This window comes from Flavobacterium sp. GNP002, assembly GCF_054343795.1.
Genome location: NZ_JBTGUW010000001.1, coordinates 439,816 through 463,197 on the forward strand (window position 1 = coordinate 439,816; position 23,382 = coordinate 463,197).

General features: G+C 34.0%; 21 protein-coding genes and 4 tRNA genes. 2 read left to right on the top strand and 23 right to left on the bottom strand.

The genetic code is table 11. The features are described from left to right. Positions 1–32: 32 nt before the first annotated feature. From rplJ to ACXX80_RS02060, 15 genes are all read right to left on the bottom strand, one after another. Positions 33–545 (bottom strand): 50S ribosomal protein L10, encoded by a 513-nt coding sequence (gene rplJ, locus ACXX80_RS01990; protein ID WP_099714545.1) that lies wholly within the window; start codon positions 543–545, stop codon positions 33–35. A gap of 22 nt (positions 546–567) precedes the next feature. Beyond that, the gene (gene rplA, locus ACXX80_RS01995; RefSeq protein WP_039111376.1) at positions 568–1,257 is read right to left on the bottom strand and encodes a 50S ribosomal protein L1; all 690 of its coding nucleotides are present in this window, start codon (positions 1,255–1,257) and stop codon (positions 568–570) included. A 13-nt stretch (positions 1,258–1,270) separates the two neighbouring features. After that, a complete protein-coding gene (gene rplK, locus ACXX80_RS02000; protein WP_035639405.1) occupies positions 1,271–1,708 on the bottom strand; it encodes a 50S ribosomal protein L11 in 438 nt (145 codons plus the stop codon). A gap of 68 nt (positions 1,709–1,776) precedes the next feature. Continuing rightward, complete coding sequence (gene nusG, locus ACXX80_RS02005) at positions 1,777–2,328, bottom strand: transcription termination/antitermination protein NusG (RefSeq protein ID WP_126455879.1); 552 nt, start codon at positions 2,326–2,328, stop codon at positions 1,777–1,779. A gap of 11 nt (positions 2,329–2,339) precedes the next feature. Then, positions 2,340–2,537, bottom strand: coding sequence for a preprotein translocase subunit SecE (secE, locus tag ACXX80_RS02010; protein WP_039109059.1), 198 nt, complete (start codon positions 2,535–2,537; stop codon positions 2,340–2,342). A 17-nt stretch (positions 2,538–2,554) separates the two neighbouring features. Then, positions 2,555–2,625 (bottom strand) — tRNA-Trp (locus ACXX80_RS02015). Between the two features lie 58 nt (positions 2,626–2,683). Next, on the bottom strand, positions 2,684–3,871 hold the full coding sequence (tuf, locus tag ACXX80_RS02020; RefSeq protein WP_458551776.1) for an elongation factor Tu: 1,188 nt from the start codon (positions 3,869–3,871) through the stop codon (positions 2,684–2,686). A gap of 54 nt (positions 3,872–3,925) precedes the next feature. Then, positions 3,926–3,997 (bottom strand) — tRNA-Thr (locus tag ACXX80_RS02025). Between the two features lie 80 nt (positions 3,998–4,077). Beyond that, positions 4,078–4,158: transfer RNA gene (locus ACXX80_RS02030), tRNA-Tyr, on the bottom strand. Between the two features lie 33 nt (positions 4,159–4,191). After that, positions 4,192–4,265: transfer RNA gene (locus ACXX80_RS02035), tRNA-Thr, on the bottom strand. A 91-nt stretch (positions 4,266–4,356) separates the two neighbouring features. Next, the gene (gene hpf, locus ACXX80_RS02040; protein WP_099716279.1) at positions 4,357–4,659 is read right to left on the bottom strand and encodes a ribosome hibernation-promoting factor, HPF/YfiA family; all 303 of its coding nucleotides are present in this window, start codon (positions 4,657–4,659) and stop codon (positions 4,357–4,359) included. A 35-nt stretch (positions 4,660–4,694) separates the two neighbouring features. Then, the gene (locus ACXX80_RS02045) at positions 4,695–5,591 is read right to left on the bottom strand and encodes a tyrosine-type recombinase/integrase (RefSeq protein ID WP_458551777.1); all 897 of its coding nucleotides are present in this window, start codon (positions 5,589–5,591) and stop codon (positions 4,695–4,697) included. 70 nt (positions 5,592–5,661) lie between these two features. Further along, entirely contained in the window at positions 5,662–5,856 is a 195-nt protein-coding gene (gene rpsU, locus ACXX80_RS02050; RefSeq protein ID WP_035670421.1) for a 30S ribosomal protein S21, read from the bottom strand. Positions 5,857–6,129: 273 nt separating this feature from the next. Beyond that, positions 6,130–7,299 carry an acyl-CoA dehydrogenase family protein gene (locus ACXX80_RS02055; protein WP_458551778.1) on the bottom strand — a complete coding sequence of 390 codons (1,170 nt, stop codon included), beginning with the start codon at positions 7,297–7,299 and terminating at the stop codon, positions 6,130–6,132. A gap of 164 nt (positions 7,300–7,463) precedes the next feature. Beyond that, positions 7,464–8,351 carry a ComEA family DNA-binding protein gene (locus ACXX80_RS02060; RefSeq protein ID WP_458551779.1) on the bottom strand — a complete coding sequence of 296 codons (888 nt, stop codon included), beginning with the start codon at positions 8,349–8,351 and terminating at the stop codon, positions 7,464–7,466. Positions 8,352–8,630: 279 nt separating this feature from the next. Here ACXX80_RS02060 and ACXX80_RS02065 point away from each other — a divergent pair, with 279 nt between their 5' ends. After that, positions 8,631–10,094 (top strand): APC family permease, encoded by a 1,464-nt coding sequence (locus ACXX80_RS02065; protein WP_458551780.1) that lies wholly within the window; start codon positions 8,631–8,633, stop codon positions 10,092–10,094. A 74-nt stretch (positions 10,095–10,168) separates the two neighbouring features. On the opposite strand, the gene ACXX80_RS02070 is transcribed toward ACXX80_RS02065, so the two are convergent. The 8 genes from ACXX80_RS02070 to ACXX80_RS02105 all read right to left on the bottom strand — a co-directional run bounded on the left by ACXX80_RS02070 (position 10,169) and on the right by ACXX80_RS02105 (position 22,523). Beyond that, positions 10,169–10,396, bottom strand: a complete 228-nt coding sequence (locus tag ACXX80_RS02070; RefSeq protein WP_099714538.1) for a PspC family transcriptional regulator — start codon at positions 10,394–10,396, stop codon at positions 10,169–10,171. Positions 10,397–10,463: 67 nt separating this feature from the next. Then, a complete protein-coding gene (locus ACXX80_RS02075) occupies positions 10,464–11,735 on the bottom strand; it encodes a DUF2851 family protein (protein ID WP_458551781.1) in 1,272 nt (423 codons plus the stop codon). A gap of 79 nt (positions 11,736–11,814) precedes the next feature. Beyond that, positions 11,815–12,297 (bottom strand): 3'-5' exonuclease, encoded by a 483-nt coding sequence (locus tag ACXX80_RS02080; RefSeq protein WP_458551782.1) that lies wholly within the window; start codon positions 12,295–12,297, stop codon positions 11,815–11,817. 100 nt (positions 12,298–12,397) lie between these two features. Beyond that, positions 12,398–13,759 carry a pyridoxal-phosphate dependent enzyme gene (locus ACXX80_RS02085; protein WP_458551783.1) on the bottom strand — a complete coding sequence of 454 codons (1,362 nt, stop codon included), beginning with the start codon at positions 13,757–13,759 and terminating at the stop codon, positions 12,398–12,400. A 208-nt stretch (positions 13,760–13,967) separates the two neighbouring features. Then, positions 13,968–15,926 carry a putative porin gene (locus ACXX80_RS02090; protein WP_458551784.1) on the bottom strand — a complete coding sequence of 653 codons (1,959 nt, stop codon included), beginning with the start codon at positions 15,924–15,926 and terminating at the stop codon, positions 13,968–13,970. Between the two features lie 127 nt (positions 15,927–16,053). Next, on the bottom strand, positions 16,054–17,919 hold the full coding sequence (locus tag ACXX80_RS02095; protein WP_458551785.1) for a S8 family serine peptidase: 1,866 nt from the start codon (positions 17,917–17,919) through the stop codon (positions 16,054–16,056). Between the two features lie 112 nt (positions 17,920–18,031). Next, the gene (locus tag ACXX80_RS02100) at positions 18,032–19,465 is read right to left on the bottom strand and encodes a RagB/SusD family nutrient uptake outer membrane protein (protein WP_458551786.1); all 1,434 of its coding nucleotides are present in this window, start codon (positions 19,463–19,465) and stop codon (positions 18,032–18,034) included. Positions 19,466–19,475: 10 nt separating this feature from the next. Then, positions 19,476–22,523 (bottom strand): SusC/RagA family TonB-linked outer membrane protein, encoded by a 3,048-nt coding sequence (locus ACXX80_RS02105; RefSeq protein WP_458551787.1) that lies wholly within the window; start codon positions 22,521–22,523, stop codon positions 19,476–19,478. 195 nt (positions 22,524–22,718) lie between these two features. Here ACXX80_RS02105 and rnhB point away from each other — a divergent pair, with 195 nt between their 5' ends. Next, positions 22,719–23,378, top strand: coding sequence for a ribonuclease HII (rnhB, locus tag ACXX80_RS02110; RefSeq protein WP_458551788.1), 660 nt, complete (start codon positions 22,719–22,721; stop codon positions 23,376–23,378). Positions 23,379–23,382: the final 4 nt, after the last annotated feature.

A 23,382-nucleotide genomic window follows, 5' to 3' on the forward strand; every position in this document is an offset into this window, starting at 1 on the left:
AAAATAAAACTTAGACTATAAAGTCTGTTTTACTATGCTTCTACTTCTTCTGTAGCCTCTTCGCTTTTTGCGAATTGGTTTTGAAGAGCAGAAATAACTCTTTGAGCTGGTGATTGAAGCAATCCAATGATTTCGCCGATAAGCTCTTCTTTAGATTTAATAGTTGCTAATGCATCTAATTGATCGTCTCCAATATAAATTTCAGAGTTAATATAAGCTCCTTTTAATACAGGTTTAGCTGATTTTTTTCTGAAATCCTTAATTATTTTTCCAGGTGCATTTGCAACATCTGAAATAAATATAGCGCTGTTACCTGTCAATACAGATGGTAAATCACCATAATCATTATCAGAAGCTTCCATTGCTTTTGCAAGCAAAGTGTTTTTTACAACCTCTAATTTTATACCTGCTTTAAAACAAGCTCTTCTCAAGCTTGAAGTAGTCTCTGCATTAAGTCCTGAAATATCAGATATATAAATGATATTTGTACCAGCTAACTGTGCAGTTAAATCTTCAATCGCGATTGATTTTTCTTCTCTAGTCATACTAAAAATTATTAACTACCAATTATACTGCTTTTGGATCCAATGCAATTGCAGGACTCATAGTGCTTGTAAGGTGAATACCTTTAATGTAGGTACCTTTAGCAGCAGTTGGCTTAAGTTTGATTAATGTTTGAATAATTTCGTGTGCATTGTCATAAATTTGCTCAGCTCCAAAAGAAACTTTACCAATTCCTGCATGTACGATACCAGTTTTATCAACTTTGAAATCGATTTTACCAGCTTTAACTTCTTGAACAGCTTTTGCAACATCCATAGTTACAGTACCTGTCTTAGGGTTTGGCATTAAACCTCTAGGTCCTAAAATACGACCTAATGGACCTAATTTACCCATAACAGCAGGCATAGTGATGATAACATCAACATCCGTCCAACCGTCTTTAATTTTTTGAAGGTAATCGTCAAGACCTACATAGTCTGCACCAGCTGCTAAAGCTTCCGCTTCTTTATCTGGAGTAACTAATGCTAATACTTTAACATCCTTACCAGTTCCATGAGGTAATGTTACCACACCTCTAACCATTTGATTCGCTTTTCTTGGATCTACACCCAATCGAACTGCGATATCAACAGACTCATCAAATTTTGCAGAAGCAATTACTTTTATCAATGCAGCTGCATCTTTTAAAGAGTATAATTTGTTCTTTTCAATTTTTGAAGCAGCCTCTTTTTGCTTTTTTGTCAATTTTGCCATGTCTTTCTCTTAATTAAAAAGGAGAATCTCCTGATACAGTTATACCCATAGATCTAGCTGTTCCAGCAATCATGCTCATAGCAGATTCGATTGTGAATGCATTTAAATCTACCATTTTATCTTCAGCAATTGCTTTGATAACATCCCAAGTAACGCTAGCTACTTTTTTACGATTTGGTTCACCAGATCCTGACTTTAGCTTTGCAGCTTCCAATAACTGGACTGCCGCTGGAGGAGTTTTTACAACAAAATCAAATGATTTGTCTTTATACACAGTAATTTGTACTGGGCATATTTTGCCGGGTTTATCTTGAGTTCTAGCATTAAATTGCTTGCAGAATTCCATGATGTTTACCCCAGCAGCTCCTAAAGCAGGTCCAACCGGTGGCGACGGGTTCGCAGCACCTCCCTTAACTTGTAGTTTAACTACCTTACTAATTTCTTTAGCCATTTTTTAAAAAATTTAACACTACAATCATTGGAAGCGACTGCAATGGATATTATAGATGTAACAAAAAATTATACTTTTTCAACTTGCATAAAACTCAATTCTAATGGTGTTTTTCTTCCGAAAATTTTAACCATTACTTCAAGTTTACGCTTTTCTTCATTAATTTTTTCAACAGTACCGTTAAAACCATTAAAAGGTCCATCAACAACCTTAATAGTCTCACCAATGTTAAACGGAATAGAACGTGTGTCTGTATTCACAGCTAACTCATCCACTTTACCTAACATTCTGTTTACTTCAGAAATTCTCAATGGCACAGGCTCTCCTCCTTTGATTTCACCTAGAAAACCAATAACACTTGTTATAGACTTAATAATATGAGGTATCTCTCCAATAAGATTTGCTTCAATCATAACATAACCAGGAAAATAAACTTTGTCTTTGATTATTTTTTTTCCCTCTTTTACAGTCACTACTTTTTCAGTAGGCACTAAAACTTGCGAAACATAATCTCCCATTCCTAGTCGCGCAATTTCGGTTTCAATATAAGCTTTCACTTTATTTTCTTGCCCGCTTACTGCTCTAACAACATACCACTTCTTAATATTATTATCTGCCATAACAAAAAAAATTATGCTTTTATCCAGTTAAAAAATCCAGCCAAAGCTTTTGCGAAAATTTCATCTACTCCCCAAGTTGCCAAAGCGAATAATACTGAAAAAACAGCAACAACAATCGTTAGACGTTGCACCTCAGCCCAAGCTGGCCAAGTAACATTTGACTTTAATTCCTCAAATGCTTCTGATATGTAATTAACAACTTTTGTCATTATGATTTATTTTTTTGCACGGGCGGAGGGATTCGAACCCCCATCAACGGTTTTGGAGACCGCTATTCTACCCTTGAACTACGCCCGTAGAATAAAAGTAGTGTCATCGTTAAACGACACTACTTTTTGAATTTATTTTTAGTAGATTACCCTACTATTTCAGTTACTTGACCAGCACCTACTGTTCTACCACCTTCACGGATAGCAAAACGTAAACCAACGCTCATTGCGATTGGGCTTAACAAAGCAACATTAATAGTTAAGTTGTCTCCTGGCATTACCATCTCTACACCTTCTGGCAAAGTAATAACTCCTGTTACATCAGTTGTACGTACGTAGAACTGTGGACGGTAGTTATTATGAAATGGAGTATGACGACCACCTTCTTCTTTTTTCAAGATATAAACCTCTGCTTTGAAAGTAGCGTGTGGTTTAACTGATCCTGGCTTAATGATAACCATTCCTCTTTTGATAGATTCTTTATCAACACCACGCAACAATAAACCTACGTTATCTCCTGCTTCTCCTCTATCAAGGATTTTACGGAACATCTCAACTCCTGTAATAGTAGAAGTCAATTTTTCAGCTCCCATACCAATGATTTCAACAGCATCTCCTGTATTAGCAATACCAGTTTCGATACGACCTGTAGCAACAGTTCCACGACCAGTAATTGTAAATACATCCTCAACTGGCATCAAGAATGGTTTTTCTGTATCACGAACTGGCTCTTCAATCCAGTTATCAACAGCTTCCATCAATTCAATAATTTTTGGTACCCAAGCTGGATCATTATTCAATCCTCCAAGAGCAGACCCTTGAACAACTGGACAATTATCTCCATCATATTCGTAGAAAGACAATAAGTCTCTAATTTCCATTTCAACAAGTTCCAACAACTCAGCATCATCAACCATATCCACTTTGTTCATGAATACTACCATTCTAGGAATACCAACTTGGCGACCTAAAAGGATGTGCTCACGTGTTTGTGGCATTGGTCCATCAGTTGCAGCTACAACAAGGATAGCACCGTCCATTTGAGCAGCACCAGTAACCATGTTTTTTACGTAATCCGCGTGACCAGGACAGTCAACGTGAGCGTAGTGACGGTTAGCAGTTTCATACTCAACGTGTGATGTATTAATTGTAATACCTCTTTCTTTTTCTTCAGGAGCATTATCAATTTGATCAAATGATTTTGCTTGACAGTAACCAGCATCAGATAACACTTTTGTGATTGCTGCTGTTAAAGTAGTTTTACCGTGATCTACGTGTCCGATCGTACCAATATTTAAGTGTGGTTTCGAACGGTTAAAGGTTTCTTTTGCCATTTTACTTAATTTTTAATCTAGTTTATATATTTATTTCAATTTCCTTCTTACTTGAGCCAACTACGGGAATTGAACCCGTGACCTCTTCCTTACCAAGGAAGCACTCTACCTCTGAGCTAAGTCGGCAGAACCCTTGATTAAAGAGCTTAGACTCCTAACTTTAGACTTTTCAATCTAAAAATTTGCAATCCAACAATTAATTCTTGTGGGGAGAGCAGGATTCGAACCTGCGAAGTTCACACAGCAGATTTACAGTCTGCCCTCGTTGGCCGCTTGAGTATCTCCCCTACTTTTTTTATCGTCAAACCTTTACAGTCTTGAGCCGGCGGAGGGACTCGAACCCACGACCTGCTGATTACAAATCAGCTGCTCTAGCCAACTGAGCTACGCTGGCGAATCAATAAAAAAAGTCCGCTATTTCTAACGGACTGCAAATGTATAGATTTTATCTCTCAATCAAAACATTTTTTAAAAAAAAATTCATATTAAATGTGTGAACTTATTTTTTCTTTCCTTTTAACCAACATTCTCTCTAAGGATTCCGCCGAAAGCTCAACTGCCTCTTCAAAAGTTTTACATTGCTTTTTTACCAAAAAATCATCTCCAGGAACATTGATTTTTACCTCGGCAATTTTATTTTCTTTATCACTTGTTTTTTCAACCTTCAAAAAAACATCTGCTGACACTACTTTGTCATAATACTTTTCCAACTTGTCCATTCTTTCTTGAACAAAATCTACTAGCTTTTTGTCAACAGTAAAGTTAACTGCATGAACACTTACCTTCATAATCATTTTTTTTAATAGTTAAACATTTCTCAAAATTACTTACGTCCCCGTGGATGCGCTTCTTTATATACACTTTTCAGTTCTGATAAACTACTATGTGTATATATCTGCGTCGATGCCAGACTAGAATGACCTAATAATTCCTTGACTGAATTTAAATCCGCTCCATTATTTAACAAATGCGTTGCAAAAGTATGTCTCAATATATGGGGGCTCTTTTTTACTTTTTCAGAGACAGTACTAAAGTAAGAATTTATTAATCGATACACAAAGGAATCATTTAATTTTAACCCTTTTTTTGTGAGAAATAAATAATCACAATCCACAATAGATAACAAGCCTCCCCGCTCCTCCAAGTACAAAGCAAACTGATCTTTTATTATTGGCAAAACAGGAAGAATTCGCTCCTTATTTCGCTTACCCAACACTTTTATTGTACTTCCAGACAAATCAATGTTTGAAATTTTCAAACCTATCAGCTCGGCTCTACGCATTCCTGTTGTGTAAAACAAATCAACAATAAGTTTATTTCTAATCCCTTCAAAACCAAAAGTGTTTTGCATCACACCCAAAGCATCAACAACCTCCTTTTCAGAAAAAGGAACCTGCAACAACTTCGTAGCCTTTAATGCCTTGTGTTTCAACAACGGACTCACTTCTATCTGCTTAGTTTTTAATAGAAATTTATAAAATGCTTTTAAGGATGCAATTTTTCTATTAACTGAAGTATTTGATATATCATTATCAACAAGAGACACAATCCAACTTCTAATTTGACTATAATTAACTTGCTCTACGTTCTCTTGGTCAAAATGTATCGTATTGAATGATTCGAAAGAAGTAATGTCATTACAATACGCTGTAACGGTATGTGAAGAATATTTTTTCTCCAACTGTAGATAATCCCGAAATGCGCCTTTATTAGTAATCATAAAAAAACCGTTAGCATCAAAGTTATAAAACTTTTAATGACTAACGGTATTTTATTTTAATAGATATTGACTAACTCTCTAAGTTATCTCTCATATTTTGGATATAAGCCGCTTTTTGAATTTTGATTCTATTTGTAACTGAAGGCTTAATAAAAGCAGTACGTGCTCTTAGTTGACGAACAGTTCCTGTTTTATCAAATTTTCTTTTGTAACGTTTTAACGCTCTATCGATATTTTCTCCGTCTTTAATTGGTATAATTAACATAATATAGACACCCCCTTTCTTTAAGTGTGCAAAAGTAAACATTATTTTTACTTTATCGCTATTTATTGTTATTTATTTTGGGTGTGCCGGCTATGACGTGTTTTAGTTCCTTGAACGTAACTGCTTGCCGTCAGGCTATGCGCTACAATCTTTATTTGCTGCTACGCATCTATAAAGGATTTCCACTTCTATCCTTCACACAAAAAAAAGAGCCTTGAAAAACAAGACTCTTAGTATTATTTACAACTCGTGACTTAACACAAGAAAACCAAACTATTTTACAGCAGGCTCATAATTTTGATTGTCAATAATCATTTTTCCTAAAATTTCTTTTAAGATTTCTGATGTTCCTCCACCGATAGGCCCTAAACGACTATCTCTAAACAAGCGTGCTAACGGATACTCTTCCATGTAACCATAACCTCCTAGCATTTGTAAACAACTGTAAATGGTCTCATCGGCCACTTTTGTAGATTTCAATTTTGCCATTGTTGCTTCTTTAACTACATATTCCCCTTTATCAAGACGGGCTACTGCAGCATAATTGAAAATTTTACAATGCTCAACCTCCGTTGCATGTTCCACAAGCGTATGTCTTAATGCTTGAAACTTACTTATTTTTTTACCAAAAGCCTCACGTTGTGACATATAATCAATAGTGTAATCAATAGCATATTCAGCTCTAGCATGAGCATTAATAGCCATAATTAAACGCTCTAAAGCAAAATGCTGCATGATATAAGGAAATCCTTTTCCTTCTTCACCCATTAAATTTTCAGCAGGGATTTCTACATTGTCAAAGGCAATCTCTGCTGTATCCGATGCTCTCCAACCTAGTTTATCAAGTTTTGAAGCTGATATCCCTTTCAAACCCGTATCCATCAAAAAAATACTAATTCCCTTGTTACCCAGTTCTGGGTTTGTTTTTGCAGCTACAATGTAATAATCAGCATAAACACCATTAGTTATAAACGTTTTAGAACCATTTATAATATACTTGTCTCCTTTTTTTACGGCATTTGTGCGCATTCCTGCTACATCACTTCCGCCAAAAGGTTCAGAGATACATAAAGCGCCTATTTTTTTTCCAGCAATACTTGGCACTAAGTAGTCTTGTTTTATTCTTTCGTCACCTTCGGCATTTAAGTGTGTCATAGCCAAATACCCATGAGCCCACATGGCTGCGGCAAAACCAGATGATTTTATTTTTTGTAATTCCTCAAGAAAAATAACAGTGTAAAACAAATCTAAATCAAGTCCACCATAAGCTTCTGGATAGGCAATACCAAAATATCCCATTTCTCCGAATTTTTCCCAAATAAAACGTTCTATTGTACCTGTTTTTTCCCATTTCTCAATATGAGGAACAACTTCTTTTTGCAAAAAATCTTTTAAACTTTCTCTAAACGCTTGGTGTTCTTCAGTGAAATAAATTGAATTCATATATTATATATTTTTTTTAACAAATAGTATTAATTGAAACATAATGATGCAGTAATGTCTCAGATTTCTTTTTTTAACGGTTAAAATAATTAGTGAACAAAAATGCTACATCAATTTTAAAATGTCTTAAAACACAATTATCAAGAGCTTAAAATTTGATTCTTCTAATTAAAGTCCAAATATAAGCCAATTATTTTTGCTTTATCAACAGGAAATCCCTTAATTTTTGTTAAATCCTCAATATTATTAATATTCCCTCTCATACTTCTATAAGTAACAATTTCTTTTGCTAAAGCGTATCTGAAATAATAAAACTGGGAAAGCTCTTTTAAAGAAGCATTATTAATATCTATTTTCTTAAAATTTGGAAGTACTGAAACTTTAAAATGAGTGTTTAGATTCTCAATCACTTCAGGCGATAATCCCCAAACATCTTTCATTTGTTCCATGGAAACAAATCCTCCTAAACTTTCTTTTTGTTTTAAAATTCGTAAAGAAATCGCCTCACCTATTCCGTAAATTTTTATCAAATCATCCTTGGATGCCTGATTAATATCGATTAAAAAGATTTTTTCTTTTTTGGCGAAAGCCTGATTTGGATATTTTTTAAATTCTTTATATTCTTTCTTATTATTTACCCAATCAGGAAATTTAAAATAAGGAGCCATCACATTTAACAATGAGTCCGAAATTTTAGTTACGTTTTGAAATTCCTTAGGCGAATTAACATATTTATTTTGTTTTCTAAAAGCCAACAAGCGGTCAATTTCTTTCACTGACATTCCTAACTTGTATCCTCTATAATCAGTTATGAAATTAGGATTAAAAAGATACATCTTAGTCAACTTCCTGTTGTTATCTACTTTCATAGAATCCACTTTAGACTGAAGAGAAAGCCATTTTTGCTTATCAGGATATTCTTTTGTTTCAAAACTAACGTCTGCAAAAAAATAAATCATTTGCAAAAGAATTATGATTACGAACAATGCGAAAACACCCGTGCGTTGCTCTCGAGTAAAATTGAAGAAAGTTCGCACAGTTTTAAAATCCATTTATAATATGAGGATTAATAGCGTTAATTAAGATTTCTAAATTTATAAATTAAATCAAGATCTATCACTTTCTAAGAAAAAATATTTAAAAGAAGCAAAACTTATTTCAAAAACAGTGTGACAATCAGTACAGCAACATTCAAAAAAAGTTTTTTCTCATACTAAATCCCAAATAAAGACAATTAAATTACTTTTTTATAACTTAAAATTAAATTATTGTTTTTATTTTTTATAAAAAACTATACATTTGGAGCTTAATAACTAGAAACCCATAAAATTATGTCAATTTGGAGAGTAAAACCTGTATCTGCTTTTGAGGCAGATATGAAAAAAAGTCAGTTAAAGAAGGTTCTGGGAAAATGGAGCCTAACAGCAATAGGTGTTGGTGCCATAATTGGTGGAGGTATCTTCGTTCTTACTGGAACTGGTGCATATTACCACGCTGGTCCAGCATTAGCAATATCATTCATTATTGCAGGGATAGCATGTGTTTTCGCAGCACTTTGTTATTCTGAATTCGCATCAATTTTACCTGTCGAGGGTTCAGCTTATGCTTACGCTTACGGGACTATTGGTGAGATTTTCGCTTGGATTATTGGTTGGGGTTTAATATTAGAGTATGCCATGGGGTCAATGACAGTAGCAGTATCATGGTCTGGATACTTTAATAAATTACTCAAAATGTTTCATATTCAGCTACCTGAATGGCTAACAACAGATCCAGCAAGTTACACAGGCGAGGGTTTTTCTATGAATCTTCCTGCATTCTTAATAGTTTTATTTGTAATTTCTATTTTAATGAAAGGAACTCAAAGTGCTGCTAAAGCGAATAATATGATCGTTATACTTAAAGTATCCGCTATTATATTTGTCATCATTGCAGGAGCTTTTTTCATTAACGTTGAAAACTGGACACCATTCATTCCAGAGGCCACTCAAATTATAGAAAAAGAAGCTACGCACAATGCGTATGGTTTTTCAGGAATTGTTTCTGGAGCAGCTGCAATATTTTTTGCATATGTTGGTTTTGATGCGGTTTCTACTCAGGCCGGGGAAGCAATTAATCCTAAAAAAGATGTTCCTTTCGCAATAATTGGTTCATTGTTAATATGTACAACTCTTTATATTTTAGTATCATTAGTACTAACAGGAATGATGAGTTATCAAGATTTTAATCCTCTAGGAAAATACCCGGATGCTATCAAAGCACCTGTAGCTTATGCATTTGATATTGCTGGACAAGCTTGGGCAGGATATATTATAACCATTGCTGCAACTATAGGATTAATATCTGTACTAATGGTGATGATTATGGGTCAATCCAGAATTTTCTTAGGAATGTCTAAAGACGGTTTAATTCCTCAAGTATTCTCTAAAGTCAATCCTATTTCAGGCACACCTAAAACGAATCTTATGATCTTAGGAATTGTAATTGCTGTCGTAGCAGCCTTTACACCAATTAATAAATTAGCTGACATGACTAGTTTTGGTACCTTATTTGCATTCACAATGGTTTGTATTGCCGTTTGGATACTGAGAGTTAAGCAACCTAATTTAGAAAGAACTTTCAAAGTTCCTGCACTTCCCGTAATTGCAGTTTCTGGTATACTAATCAACACATACCTAATGTTTAATTTAAGTAGAGATGCACAAATGCTCTCATTAGGATGGCTAGCACTTGGAATTGTAATTTACTTTCTTTACGGGAAACGTAATGCTAAATTAGGAAAGACAGACAAATAAAAATTTGTCATAAATAAAAAAAGGGATTATAAAGTATTTAAACACTTTATAATCCCTTTTTCATTTATAGCTATTTACAAATCAAAAACCGAGGTTCGTTTGGCACGAATTAAATCCTTCAATCGAATCCAAAAAGCCAAAGTGAGATAAACCGCAAACCATAAACCTACAGTGACAAAAGACAAATAGATAAAAAACAATCGCACACTACTAGCACGCATTCCTAAAGTATCAGCTAAACGAGAAGAAACATGAAAACCATGTTTTTCAAAAAAGAACTTTAGTTTTATTACTACTGACATTTTATGAGTTATGAATTATTAGCAAAATTACGAATTTTTCGTGTAAACGAATAAACGAATCAATAAATCAACATTTTTTCATTAATTCCATACCTATAGCACATTCTAAACACTTACTTTTATTACAATATTCATTCTTGAGTTGCAACAAAGATTGTGTTTCAAAAGCAGTTTTTGATAGTATTCCAAAAGAAGTAAATTTTTCTATAATGGCATTTTTCTCTGCCGCAACTTCATTTAAAAAGCTAATTAAGTCCTCCGAAATTTCTTTTCCTTGACTTTTTGCAAAAGCAAATTGAATCGGAATTATAGTATTTATCACAATTAAATCAATAAAAGATTTAGACAGTGTTTTCTTTTTTATCGGGCTTTCTTTATCAAACTGATAATGGCTTTGCCAATATTCCGAAGCAGTAATTTGAAACAATTCGTAAGTACTTTTCAATGAATTTAGGCTACTTATTTTAGAAAACAAATTCTGCTTACTATGGTATAAATTAGCTAATTGAGAGAGTCGTATCGTTGGGAAATTATCCGGTCGATGCTTAAAAAACTGTACTGGTTCCAAACAAACCTTTTCCATTTGATACTTATGCAACAAGTAGAAATATCTGAATTTTAAGTCCTTGAAATAGTTATCTTCTTTTTCAGAATCCAATAATCCAGCAGCACCAAAAATCAAAGCTTCTAAGTTTTCGACTTCAAAACTTTCCTTTCTAATTATTGAAAAAGAAAGAGACTGCGCCATTTTATAGAAAATTTCGCCGTTTGTGTTTAATCCAAAATTCTTAGCTAATAAACAGAATAAAACTCCTTCCCAATCATGATTGGTTTGCTCCAATAAATCAAATATAGGTTGAGATTTTCTTTCCAAACGTTCAAAAAACAAACGCTCTTGCCAGTTTTGCAATGCAAACACATCAACATCTTTTAGTTGTTTTTCACAAAAAATCCATGATTTTGGAGTCATTAAAGACTGATAGTTTTCAACAGTCGCTTTTTCTACGTAATTTTTTAGTTCTAAAACTGAAATTTCAGAATTATCACTTCTAAAAACGGCCACATCATGTTCCCAAACCACATGCAAAATTACATTTTCATAACCCACATCTTTTTCGTGATGATGCACATACCAATCCGAAGATTTAAGATGAATTTCAACGTTACCCGCCCATTTTTGAGTACCAATAACTATCTGAGCATTAAAAAAGTCTGGCCCTGCTAATTCAAGATACTGACCTACATTAACAATTGTGATTTCCTCGTTGTTGACTGTTTTTAAATTCAGGACATCAAACTTCTTAAACTTCCAGAGGTAATGGAGAAAATCTTCTTTCATTTTTTTTTAGATAATAGAGTATATACTTGGGGATAAGAGACTTCTAAAATAAGGAAAAAAAAACTAAAATGAAAGAATTTTATTTCAACATATATAATTTGGCACAAGCCCGAGCATCAGATAATGCTTCATGATGATTTAATGCGATATTCATTTCTCGGCAACAATCACTTAATTTAGTTGGCTTTAACCCTTTGGCTTTGTAAATTTTCACGGTACATTCCCAACGGGATGCTATATTCAAATCAGCATAATCCAAACCATAAAGCGCCATTGATTTCGCAAGAACATTTCTGTCGAAACTCTCATTATGGGCTACAACTACTCTATTTTTAAGGCGTTTTTGTATTTCAGGATATACCTGTGCAAATGATTTTGCATTCACCGTATCTCGCGGATATATCCCATGAACTTGAATTGTAAAAGGCGAATATAGATTGTTTGGCGGCTTAATTAAACTAACAAACTCATCAACAATTATCCCGTTTTCTACGGTAACAATACCTACGGAACACGGATGGAATGCGGTTGCAGTTTCAAAATCTATGGCAGTGAAGATCATATTATATGTTTCTTATAAATCTAAAAAACCACAAATTTAACGAAATAAACTCGTCAAATTCATGGCTTTAAAAACTTTAATATTTTTGAATTATAAAATTTTATTTTATCGATCCAATAATATCATATTTGGTAATAATATGGTGATTTCCATTCTCTAATTCGATCAAAACGGCTTCATTCTCTTTTGTAAATAATCGAGAAACTTCTTCTATTGGAGTACCAAATTTTACTATCGGAAATGGTTTTCCCATAACTTCTTTTATAGGTTTGTCAGCAACATTTTTATCGGCAACATAGCTTTGGAACAAATCACTTTCATCAACAGAACCTACAAATCCTGTAACGTCAATAACCGGAATTTGAGATATCTTGTATTTACGCATTCTTTCTATAGCATGCGAAACTAATTCTTCCGTGCGAACTACAATTAATGGTTTATCGATATGATCTTTAATAACATCCTCAGCCTTTGTAATTTCTTCGTCTAGAAAACCACGTTCACGCATCCAGTCATCATTGAACATTTTACCTACGTAACGGCTTCCTGAATCATGAAATAAAACAACAACGACATCTTCAGGTTTGAAATGTTCTTTGAGTTGTAATAATCCTTTTATCGCAGCTCCAGCTGAATTTCCTACAAATATCCCTTCTTCAAGTGCAATTTTACGGGTATAAACCGCTGCATCTTTATCCGTTACTTTTGTAAATCCGTCAATCAAAGAAAAATCAACATTTTTTGGAAGAATATCTTCTCCGATCCCTTCTGTGATATACGAATAGATTTCATTTTCATCAAAAATTCCGGTTTCATGATATTTTTTAAATACAGAACCATAGGTATCTATTCCCCAAATTTTAATGTTTGGATTTTTCTCTTTTAAATATTTAGCTACACCAGAAATTGTTCCTCCAGTCCCTACTCCAACAACAAAATGAGTGATTTTACCTCCTGTTTGCTCCCAAATTTCCGGTCCCGTTTGCTCGTAATGCGCAATAGCATTTGAAGGGTTATCGTATTGATTCACATACCAAGAATTAGGCGTTTCTTCTGCCAATCGTTTGGAAACCGAATAGTAGGAACGCGGATCAGTTGGCTCAACATCAGTAGGACAAACCACAACTTTGGCTCCAACGGCACGAAGAATATCCATCTTTTCCTTCGACTGTTTATCTGAAATCACACAAATCAGTTTGTATCCTTTTATGATGGCTACTAATGCCAATCCCATTCCTGTATTCCCGGAAGTTCCTTCAATAATAGTTCCGCCTGGTTTTAATCTTCCGTCAGCTTCGGCATCTTCAATCATTTTTACTGCCATTCTATCCTTTACGGAATTTCCTGGGTTGAACGTTTCCACCTTAGCAAGTACCAAAGCATCTACTTCTGCAGTCACTTTATTCAGTTTTACTAATGGTGTATTGCCTATTGTGCCTAATATATTTTCTGCGTAGCGCATTTTATTGTGGATTTAAGATTGTCATTTGTTGTAAATACTAGCACAAAGATAGTATTTTGTTATAAAAATATCCTGGTTTACGGAATTTTGCGTTAGTGATCTTAGCGACATCCTTTACTTGCTTCCATTAAACAAGTGAGGATACATAGCGAAAAGCACGGGAAACGCCCAAAAAAAGAGCTCTTAAAGGCTATACAACCGTCTGAAATTAATTAAAGAAGTTCCAAATTAATCCGAATCGAATCGTGAAATCACGCGATGGATTATTTGGTGAAGAATAAAAATTATTACCTGTAAGCGAGGAATTAAAATGCTCTGCTTTGAAATAAATACGCGTTCTTTGAATTTTTGCGTTTATAAAAAAATCAAAGTTTGGATGATTTCCAATTTGTTTATCATTTTGGACAAAAAACTCTCCTATCACAGGATTATAATCATTGGCATAATAGCTCGAAAAGTAATTGAGCGAGATGCCTGTTTGCAAAAATAAGGCTTTTTTAAACAAATAATTAGAATAATAAAATGTGTTTCTTGTTACGATTTCTGGAACATTTAAAATCGCATCTTGTTGATCTACTTTTTGATATAAAATGGTATTATCTAGAGCAAAATTTCCAAATGTCAATTCTCTACTTACTTTTACAGACAAATAATTTATAGTACCGTCATATTGAGATGGGGCCACTATTTGTGTTTTTGCTAATGCTTGTTCAGAACTTGACACATCATTAAAATACAAATGATCTTTTAAAACTGAAAACTGTACTTCTGCATCTACCCATGGAGTAATTGCATTTGCGCTAATTGAATTTATTTTTTCATTCTTAAAATCATTTGACCAATTGTATTGAACATAACTACTTTGATATAGATTGTAATTACTATTTGGTAATTTATTTATATTCTGATACTGAAATGAGAATTGTGTTTCATCATTAAAATCATATTCTAATTTAGCATCAAGATTTGATAAAGACTGCGTCGTTACAGATCTTGAGTATAAAAACTTACCATTCCATTTGTTTTTTTGGTACTCATATTGACCACCAACACTATTAATTTCTTGACTAAATGAACTTGGTATCACATTTTGATTATCAAAAATCAAAATCTGATCGTAATAATAATTCGATCTAAAATCATCCGCAAAAAACTGGAATTTCCCTAAAGTGGTGTTCTCATAAACTAGCCCTACTCTATTGTACATTTTATTGTAACGGGTTTGATCGTTTATCTCGCTGGTTTTAAAAGACTCCCCAAATCTATATACAATTTCCCCTCCTACTGTTGATGGAACAGTGGCCTGATTGTATTCGAAAAATTTATTTTCATAATTGAACTGATGGGTTAAATACAAGTTATTATTCCCTTTTTCTGAATTTATCCTGAAATTATGATCTAGAAATATTCTTTTTCCTTTAAGAAATGATTTAGCATCTGAAAAGTAAACTTCAAATCGTTGGCGATTATTATAGTTTGGATCTTCACTTTCGAAATCATCTATTGTTGTTATTCCCCCATTTTCCTCATTCAGAATATCTTGAAAAGTATAATGTGCTTTAGCAAAATAGCGCTTATTTTTGGTATTATAACTTGTGGTAAACCTAAAATTACCTGTACTGGACAACTGATTAATATATTCCCCTTCTGAACGCAAACCTTTGTATGCAATAGAAAAATTAAGATTTTCAGAAGTATTCAACGTAATAAATGCATCTACAGACTGCCCTTTCCTGACAGTAGTTTTAAAATATAATTCGGTAACGGGAGTCGCAACGGAATAATAGCGTATTTGATTTGCTTCTAAAAAATTAAAATGTTTTGCTTTAAAACCAAATTCCGGATACGGTGAAAAATCTGTTAAACTATACTGCAGTGTATTGTACGTTTGTCCATCATTTGCAAAAGGCAAAAGTCCAAAAATGTCTTTTCGCAAATAGTTGTGGCTGTATTCTTTTTGAATGGTAAGAGAAGTATCAATATAAGTTGTATCATTTTCTATGGTGATTACCTTATAGAGATCGATGGTTGCTGTTTTTTGAATCTGCTTTTTAACAGAATCTGAGCTATTGTATTTACTATCATAAATCATAGTCTGTTCTCTTTTTTCTTGAGAAAAGAGGACAGCTGGAAACACCAAAAAACACAGATAAAATATTATTCTCATTTGAAAGGAATATAATTAGGCAATGATATCATTTTAGATTGGCAAAGGTATATTATAAATAGCTATAAATAAAAAAACATCCAGCGTACGTGGATGTTTTTTAAAGTCTGAAATTAATCCAGAATTTCTATTTCTTAATAAACTTGAAGTTAAGGCTTTTATCTTGGCTAACAAACTTGACGATGTAGACTCCAGATTTTAGTTCTCCCACCTTTACATTATTCTTTCCTTCGTATCTAAAGCTTCTAATTAATTTTCCTGAAATATCGTAAATTATAACTTCAGATGGAGAAAAAGACTCTGGTAAATCGAAAAATAAATTTTCTTGCACTGGATTAGGATAAACTCTAACCAAATTATTTTTGTCATAATCTACAGTAGCTAAGGTCAAATCATCTAAACCACTTGCGATTAATGTAAAATCCTGAACACCTGCCAATAAACTTCCTTTATTTGTGACCTGAATAGTATACTTACCAGCAGCAGCATTTGCAATTGATACTTTTTCAATATTATCAACATTATTATCAGAATTTTGAGTCGCCGGGCTATTTAACGCAGTAGGATCTAATTTCCAAGGATAATAAACAGTACCTGCTTCATCAATAATCTTAAGATCTAGATTGTTTACCAGATTAGTGTTCCTATTATCTTCAACAATAGGAGTAACAACGGCGCCTATCTTAACTGGATCAGTCCAAGCAATTGAAACATTTAATGCTCTTGGTGAAGAAACAGAAACCTGCTTCTTAAAAACCACTTGATCTGTTAAAGTAGTTTCTAAAACCAACGAGGTCTTTCCGTTTGAACTAATGACTTTAGCGGCTTCTTCCCCATTTGCTAAACCCCAACCGTACTCATAATCAGGACCTATTGAAAAACCCGCTTCATCTGCAGTATGGCAAAGTAAACCACGGGCTGTTGCAGCTTTCATAAATGCAGTATTTAAATTATTATAATGCTGTTGAAGTAAAACAATTAATCCTGTGATTGCTGGAGCTGCCATTGACGTGCCACTTAGCGTCTCATACGTATTGTCATTTGGTCCATTACATGAGTATACAGCAACGCCTTTAGCGCTTATGTCTGGCTTAATTCTTCCATCGTCAGTGGGACCATAATTACTAAACGAACTCATTGTAACACTCGCAGGACCAGTATAATTTGGAACAGAATTAACAGCCGCAACGACAATCGTATTTTTAGATACAGTACTACCAGTAAGCATATCAAAACCACCTTTAGCATTTATTTGTGAATGGGTACTGTTTCTTGAATTACCTGCAGCAACAACTATTTGATAATAAGGAAATACCTCTGAAATTTTATCAAAATCAGCAGAAGTCTGGTCATAGTAACCAAATCGGGCATTAGCAAAAGAATTTGAAATCCCATACCCGTAGGAATGGTTTGACACTAAATAACCTTCACTGGCAAAATTCGTCATTTCCTCAACATCACTATCCCAAAAATAAGTTCTTGCTTTCGCTTGATAAGCGAACCCTCTAGCTCTTGGTACAATACCTGATCCAACTATCGTACCAGTTACATGTGTCGAATGAGCACTAGGAGATATTGCTCCATCACCAAACGTAACCTTTGACCCAGACAATTCCTGATGTGTTTCCCGGACTTTACCTCCATCCCAAACCCCAGCAGTTATTCCATTACCAGTCAAACTAAGGCCTAGAATACCATTAGGCTGCAACGAATTTGCACGAATTGTAGCCACGGACTCATCGTTTTCAATAGTATAAAAAAAAGGCAATCCATCATATATACGCTGGAGTGAATTTTTTTCCGAATCTAACAACCTGTATTGAAGCTTATAATTTTTAACTTTCAATTTTTGCTCCTTTTGCGCTTCTACTAATTTATCAACAAAACTATTGATTTTTTCATTGTCATAGGACCGTATAATCTTCTTTCGTTGTTCCAAGTTCTGTGCAGTAGAAAATTGAAAAATCAGTATAAAAAATAAAATTTTTTTCATTTACAAAAAATAAGAATTAAATTTAGTAATCTACCAAATATACAAACATTTTAAAAACAAAAACCTCCCAAATGGTTAAAAAGGGAGGTTTTTAAAATATTAAAGCTATTAATTAATAACCTGGATTTTGCTTTAAATTACTATTCAAATCTATTTGAGATTGTGGAACAGGAAGTTGCCATTTAAAATCACCAGCAGGAATTGTCAAAGCTGTAGCTTCAACTTTGGTACCAGCACCACTAGCGTAGTCACCTTCAACAGCATTTCTTACCATAGACAAACCTAATCTTTTTAATGTAAAGAAACGATCCATTTCAAAAGCAAGTTCTAATCTTCGTTCAAGTAAAATAGCATTTAGTAACGCAACCCCAGTTTCACTACCTGAAACAAAAGGAGAATATCTTTGAGATCTTACCGCATCAAGAAACGCTAAACCTCCACCGTTGATTCTATACTGAGCCTCAGCCATGTTCAAATATACTTCTTCAATACGCAATACTTTAATATCAACAATAGCTGGGTTACCAGTTAAACGACTTAGATATTTGATAACGTGATTGTAAGGTATGGTATTATATGCGCTAGTCTGAATGTAAGCAGCCTTTCTAATATCTGTGGTTTGAAACAAATCTGAAAAACTTTTAGGCACAACATACTCTGAACGAACACCACTTGCTACTGTCTGATTGTAAACAACTCCTGGAGTAACACCATCAACTTGGTCTATTCTTAGTTTAAATAAAACACCTGAAGCATTTGCATCTTTCCAAAGATTAACGAAACTTGCTCTAGGGCAAACAGTATTACCTGCAATAGCAAGATTTCCATATTGAATAACTTTTGGAAAATCTCCTAAATAAAGATACACACGAGACAACAAAGCATAAACTGCCGCCTTCGAAGCCTTTCCTGAGGCAATCGTATTAGTTGTACCAATTTTATTAGCAGCAATCAATAAATCATCAACTACTTTTTTATAGGTATCTTCAACAGTTGGTCTTGATGGTTTAGAAAAAGGAGCAACAGCATCTAAATAATACATACCTAAAGAAGCATTTGCATCAGCAGCCTGAGTAGGAATTTTAGAATAAATTCTAACTAAGTCAAAGTTGTTTAACGCTCTAATGAAACGAGCCTGCCCTTCGATATTATCTCTAACCGCATCCTGAGGTATAACATTAATATTGTCGATAACTCTAGTAGCTGTTTCTGCAGCTCTATAAGCACTAATATAATAATTAAAATGAGAGCTATTAGGCACTGATTGCAATCTAAATCCATTGGCATTAGTCTGACGACCTTCTACCTTAAGAATAAGATTATCAGTCAATACTTCAGAGTCAATGATAAATTCAGAACCGTAACCACCGTCACCACCATTTTTGATCATATAAGAGTATGCTCCAGTTAGCATATTCTCAAAGTCAGCCGCATTACGCAAAACAATTGACTCACTAACTGCGTTATATGGTGCAAATGTGATGTCTTCATCGTCGCAAGAATTTAATGCGAAAGATAAAGCAACAAGATATATTATTTTTTTCATAATTTTATAATTATAAATTAATTGATACTCCAAAAAGGAATGTTTGAACATTAGGATAAGAATACAATGCAAATTGACCAGGAATAAGAGGATTCGCTTGTGTTCCCGTTTGATTCTCAGCACTACCAATTCCTACCTCTGGATCTCCATTAAACTTACTCCATGTAAATAAGTTTTGCATTTGAGTGTAAATTCTAATATCATCTACAGGTAAATTAGTGAATGCTTTCTTAGTAAACTTATATCCAATATTAAGATTTCTAAATCTAATATAACTTGCATCCTCTAAGAAACGATCTGATTCTAGATTAGAGTTAATCCCTGACAACTGTTGTGGCGCAGGTAAAGACGCAGTTGTGTTAGTTGCAGTCCAAAAATCAAAAGCTGCTACAGCTTGATTTCTATTTGGCGCAGCACCATCAGCAACCATATTCTGCCACATGTAATTGTATGTATAGTTACCTTCTTTGAATACAAAATCAGTAGAGATATCAAATCCTTTATAAGCAAATTGCATACCAAAACCACCTTCATATTTAGCATAAGGAGTTTTACCAGTAAAAACTCTGTCTCCAGCACTGTAAACATCCGTAACTGTACCATCTAATTTAGTATACATAGCACGACCGTTAGTAGGATTAACTCCTGCGTAAGGCACAAGGAAGAAATCATCAGGAGAACGACCCACTTTATTCCATGTTAAACCTCTTGAAAGCTGATTGTTTGGATCCCCAGGACGGTTTAACTCGTTAATTTCTCTGTCAAAAGTGGCAGCATTAACATAAAAAGACAAGGTTGTATTTGCATTTTTAATTGCAAATGCTTTTAACTCAATTTCAGCTCCTTTTGAAGTCCAGTCACCTGCGTTGATCAGTGTAGAAAAACCTGTTCCAACAGTAGTATTGTCGCTGTAGATAAAGTCATTTCTTTTATCTTTAAATACCGAACCTGAGAAGGTCAACCTATTATTTAATAATGCAGATTCAATACCAATTTCGTATTTCTCCGCTTTTTCAAACTTTAAGTTATTGTTTCCAACTGTGCTTGCTGTCAAAACAGTTCCGATATTTCCACCATATTGCGAAGTACTAAAAAGATTTTGAGCAGTATAATTATCAATACCGTTAGTTGAATTTAACTCTCCATAAGATGCTCTTAACTTCAAATTATTCAACCATTTTACATCGCTCATAAAAGCTTCGCTAGTAACATTCCATCCAAGAGATGCTCCTTTTGCAAACTCATATTTATTGTTACTTCCTAAAACTGATGAACCATCGCGACGTCCATATAACGATACTAAATATTTTCCATCAAAATCGTAATCGATATTACCAAAAACGGAAACAGTTGCATTTTCATTTCTTGCAGTAAAAGGAACTCCAACAACTGCTGTACCAGCAGTAGGCAAATCACCATTTACATATCCTTTTCTAGTTAAAGAATGTGATCTAAAGTTATATTTGAAATATTCGTACAATACAGTAGATTCAAAGTTATGCTTCCCATTGATGCTATATTTATAATTCAAACTGTTAGTTAACTGATATTCTAACGAATCCCACCCGTTGTCAGTCTTTTGACCTCTAGCAGTAGGATCTCCAACAATTAAATCCAAAAACGAAAATGGTTTTGTGAAAGTCTCTCTCTGATATCTTTCGTAGTTCATATTCATTTGAGTTTTGAATGTCAAATCTTTAACTATTCCTAACTCTACATAAGGACGTCCATATAATCTGAAGAAACGACGTTGTTCTGTGTTATTAATAATCGCCTCTTGAATAGGGAATCCTGCCAATAAGTTTGTATTAAAAACTGGGTTTCCTAAAACATCATTAATCACATTTCCGCTAGCATCTCTAGCATAAAATGGCTCGTAAGGATTATAGTCATACATTGCTCTAATTGGGCTTTGTGCATTGTTACGATCTCTTGAGTCATTAAATTTCTCATATGATCCACCAATATTAAAACCAAATTTCACTCTGTCATTAGCCTTATACTCACTATTATATCTAGCCGTAATTCTATTGAATCCTTTAAGCTTGTCTATAATTCCACTGTCCTCAGTGTAACCTACAGACATAAAATTAGTAAATTGATCATTACCACCTGAATAAGAAAAATTATTATTTTGCACAAATCCTTTTCTTAGCAAGTCATCTTGCCAGTTGTGATCATAAGAACGCAACAATGCTAACCTCGCAGGAGTCACCGTGGATGCCGTCGTCGAACCCGCGCCAATTAAGCCTTCATATCGAATTTTCTGATCAGCGTTCATCATGTCAAACGGGTCAGCAATTTTTTGTGTAAATCCAATTGAATTATTAAACTGAAATTTACCTTTCGCATTTTTACCTTTTTTTGTTGTAATAACTACAACTCCGTTTCCACCACGTACCCCATAAATTGCAGCAGATGCTCCATCTTTAAGTACTGAAACAGATTCGATATCATTTGAACTCAAAGCAGAAGCTTCTGTTCCGTTCACAAATGCACCATCAACCACATAAATAGCCTGAGCCGAACCTCCTGTGATACTAACAGCTCCACGAACAGTAACAAAAGCAGCAGCACCTGGCTTTCCATTCGCCGATGTAACTTGTACACCCGCAGCTTGCCCTTGTAACGCATTTTGAATAGTTAGCGCTGGAGACTGCTTAGCTATTTCATCTGCAGAAACCGTAGAAACAGACGAAGATAACTTTCTTGAATCTTTTGAATAATACCCTAGATTAGTCTGAACAATAACTTCATTCAAACTTACTCCATCTTGCAGTGATACATTTACTGTATTTGATGCACCAACCGTTTTGGTAGCATCGGTCATTCCCACAAAAGAAAATACTAATACATCTCCTGTTTTTGCTTTGATAGAATACTTCCCATCAAAATCAGTCTGAACACCTGTTTTGGAACCTCTCACCAAAACATTTACGCCAGGCAAAGGGCCTGATGAATCAGATACTACACCAGATACCGTTTTCTCTTGAGCAAACGATAACTGCATTGATAACGCTAAGAATAGCGTGATAATCCATTTGTACTTTGATCTCATATTAATTTATTGAATTAGTTATTTTACAAAAATCATAATAATTTCTTAAAGAAACAAATTTATTTTAACACTAAAGAAGTTAACATCTGTTAAAGTTTATACTTAAATCAATAGATAAACTCATTAAATTTTGTATATTCCTACATAATATTTCATAATGTTTCATAATGTTATATTTTTGTCAAAATTAATTTAATGTTAAGCCCATTCTTTTTAACACAATTTTTAGAAACAGGAACGGATGAAGCTGGTCGTGGTTGCCTGGCCGGACCTGTTACTGCCGCTGCTGTACTATTACCAGAAAATTTTCAAAACGAGTTACTGAATGATAGTAAGCAACTATCTGAAAAAACTCGGGAAAAATTAAGACCTATTATAGAAAAAGAATGCATTTCATTTGCAGTAACGCATCTGGAACCTTTCATAATTGACGAAATAAATATTTTGAATGCCTCTATAAAAGCAATGCAGGAAAGTATTTTAAAACTAGATCCAAGACCTAAATCAATTATTGTAGACGGAAATAGTCCTTTAATTCCTAAAGGCGGCATTAAAAACCGTGGAGGAAAGATTTTTACCGATGCTGAAATTGAAATACTAAATTCAATTCCGAATGCCAGTATTGTAAAGGGGGATTCAAAATATATGAGCATTGCAGCCGCTTCCATACTAGCAAAAACCTATCGGGATGAATATATGAACCGGATTCATGAGGAATTCCCAATGTACAATTGGAAACAAAACAAAGGTTATCCTACCAAAGAACACCGAGAAGCAATCCGAATTTACGGAGTTACAAAATACCACCGAATGAGTTTTCGGTTATTGCCGGAACAGTATTCTTTTGATTTTTGATTGC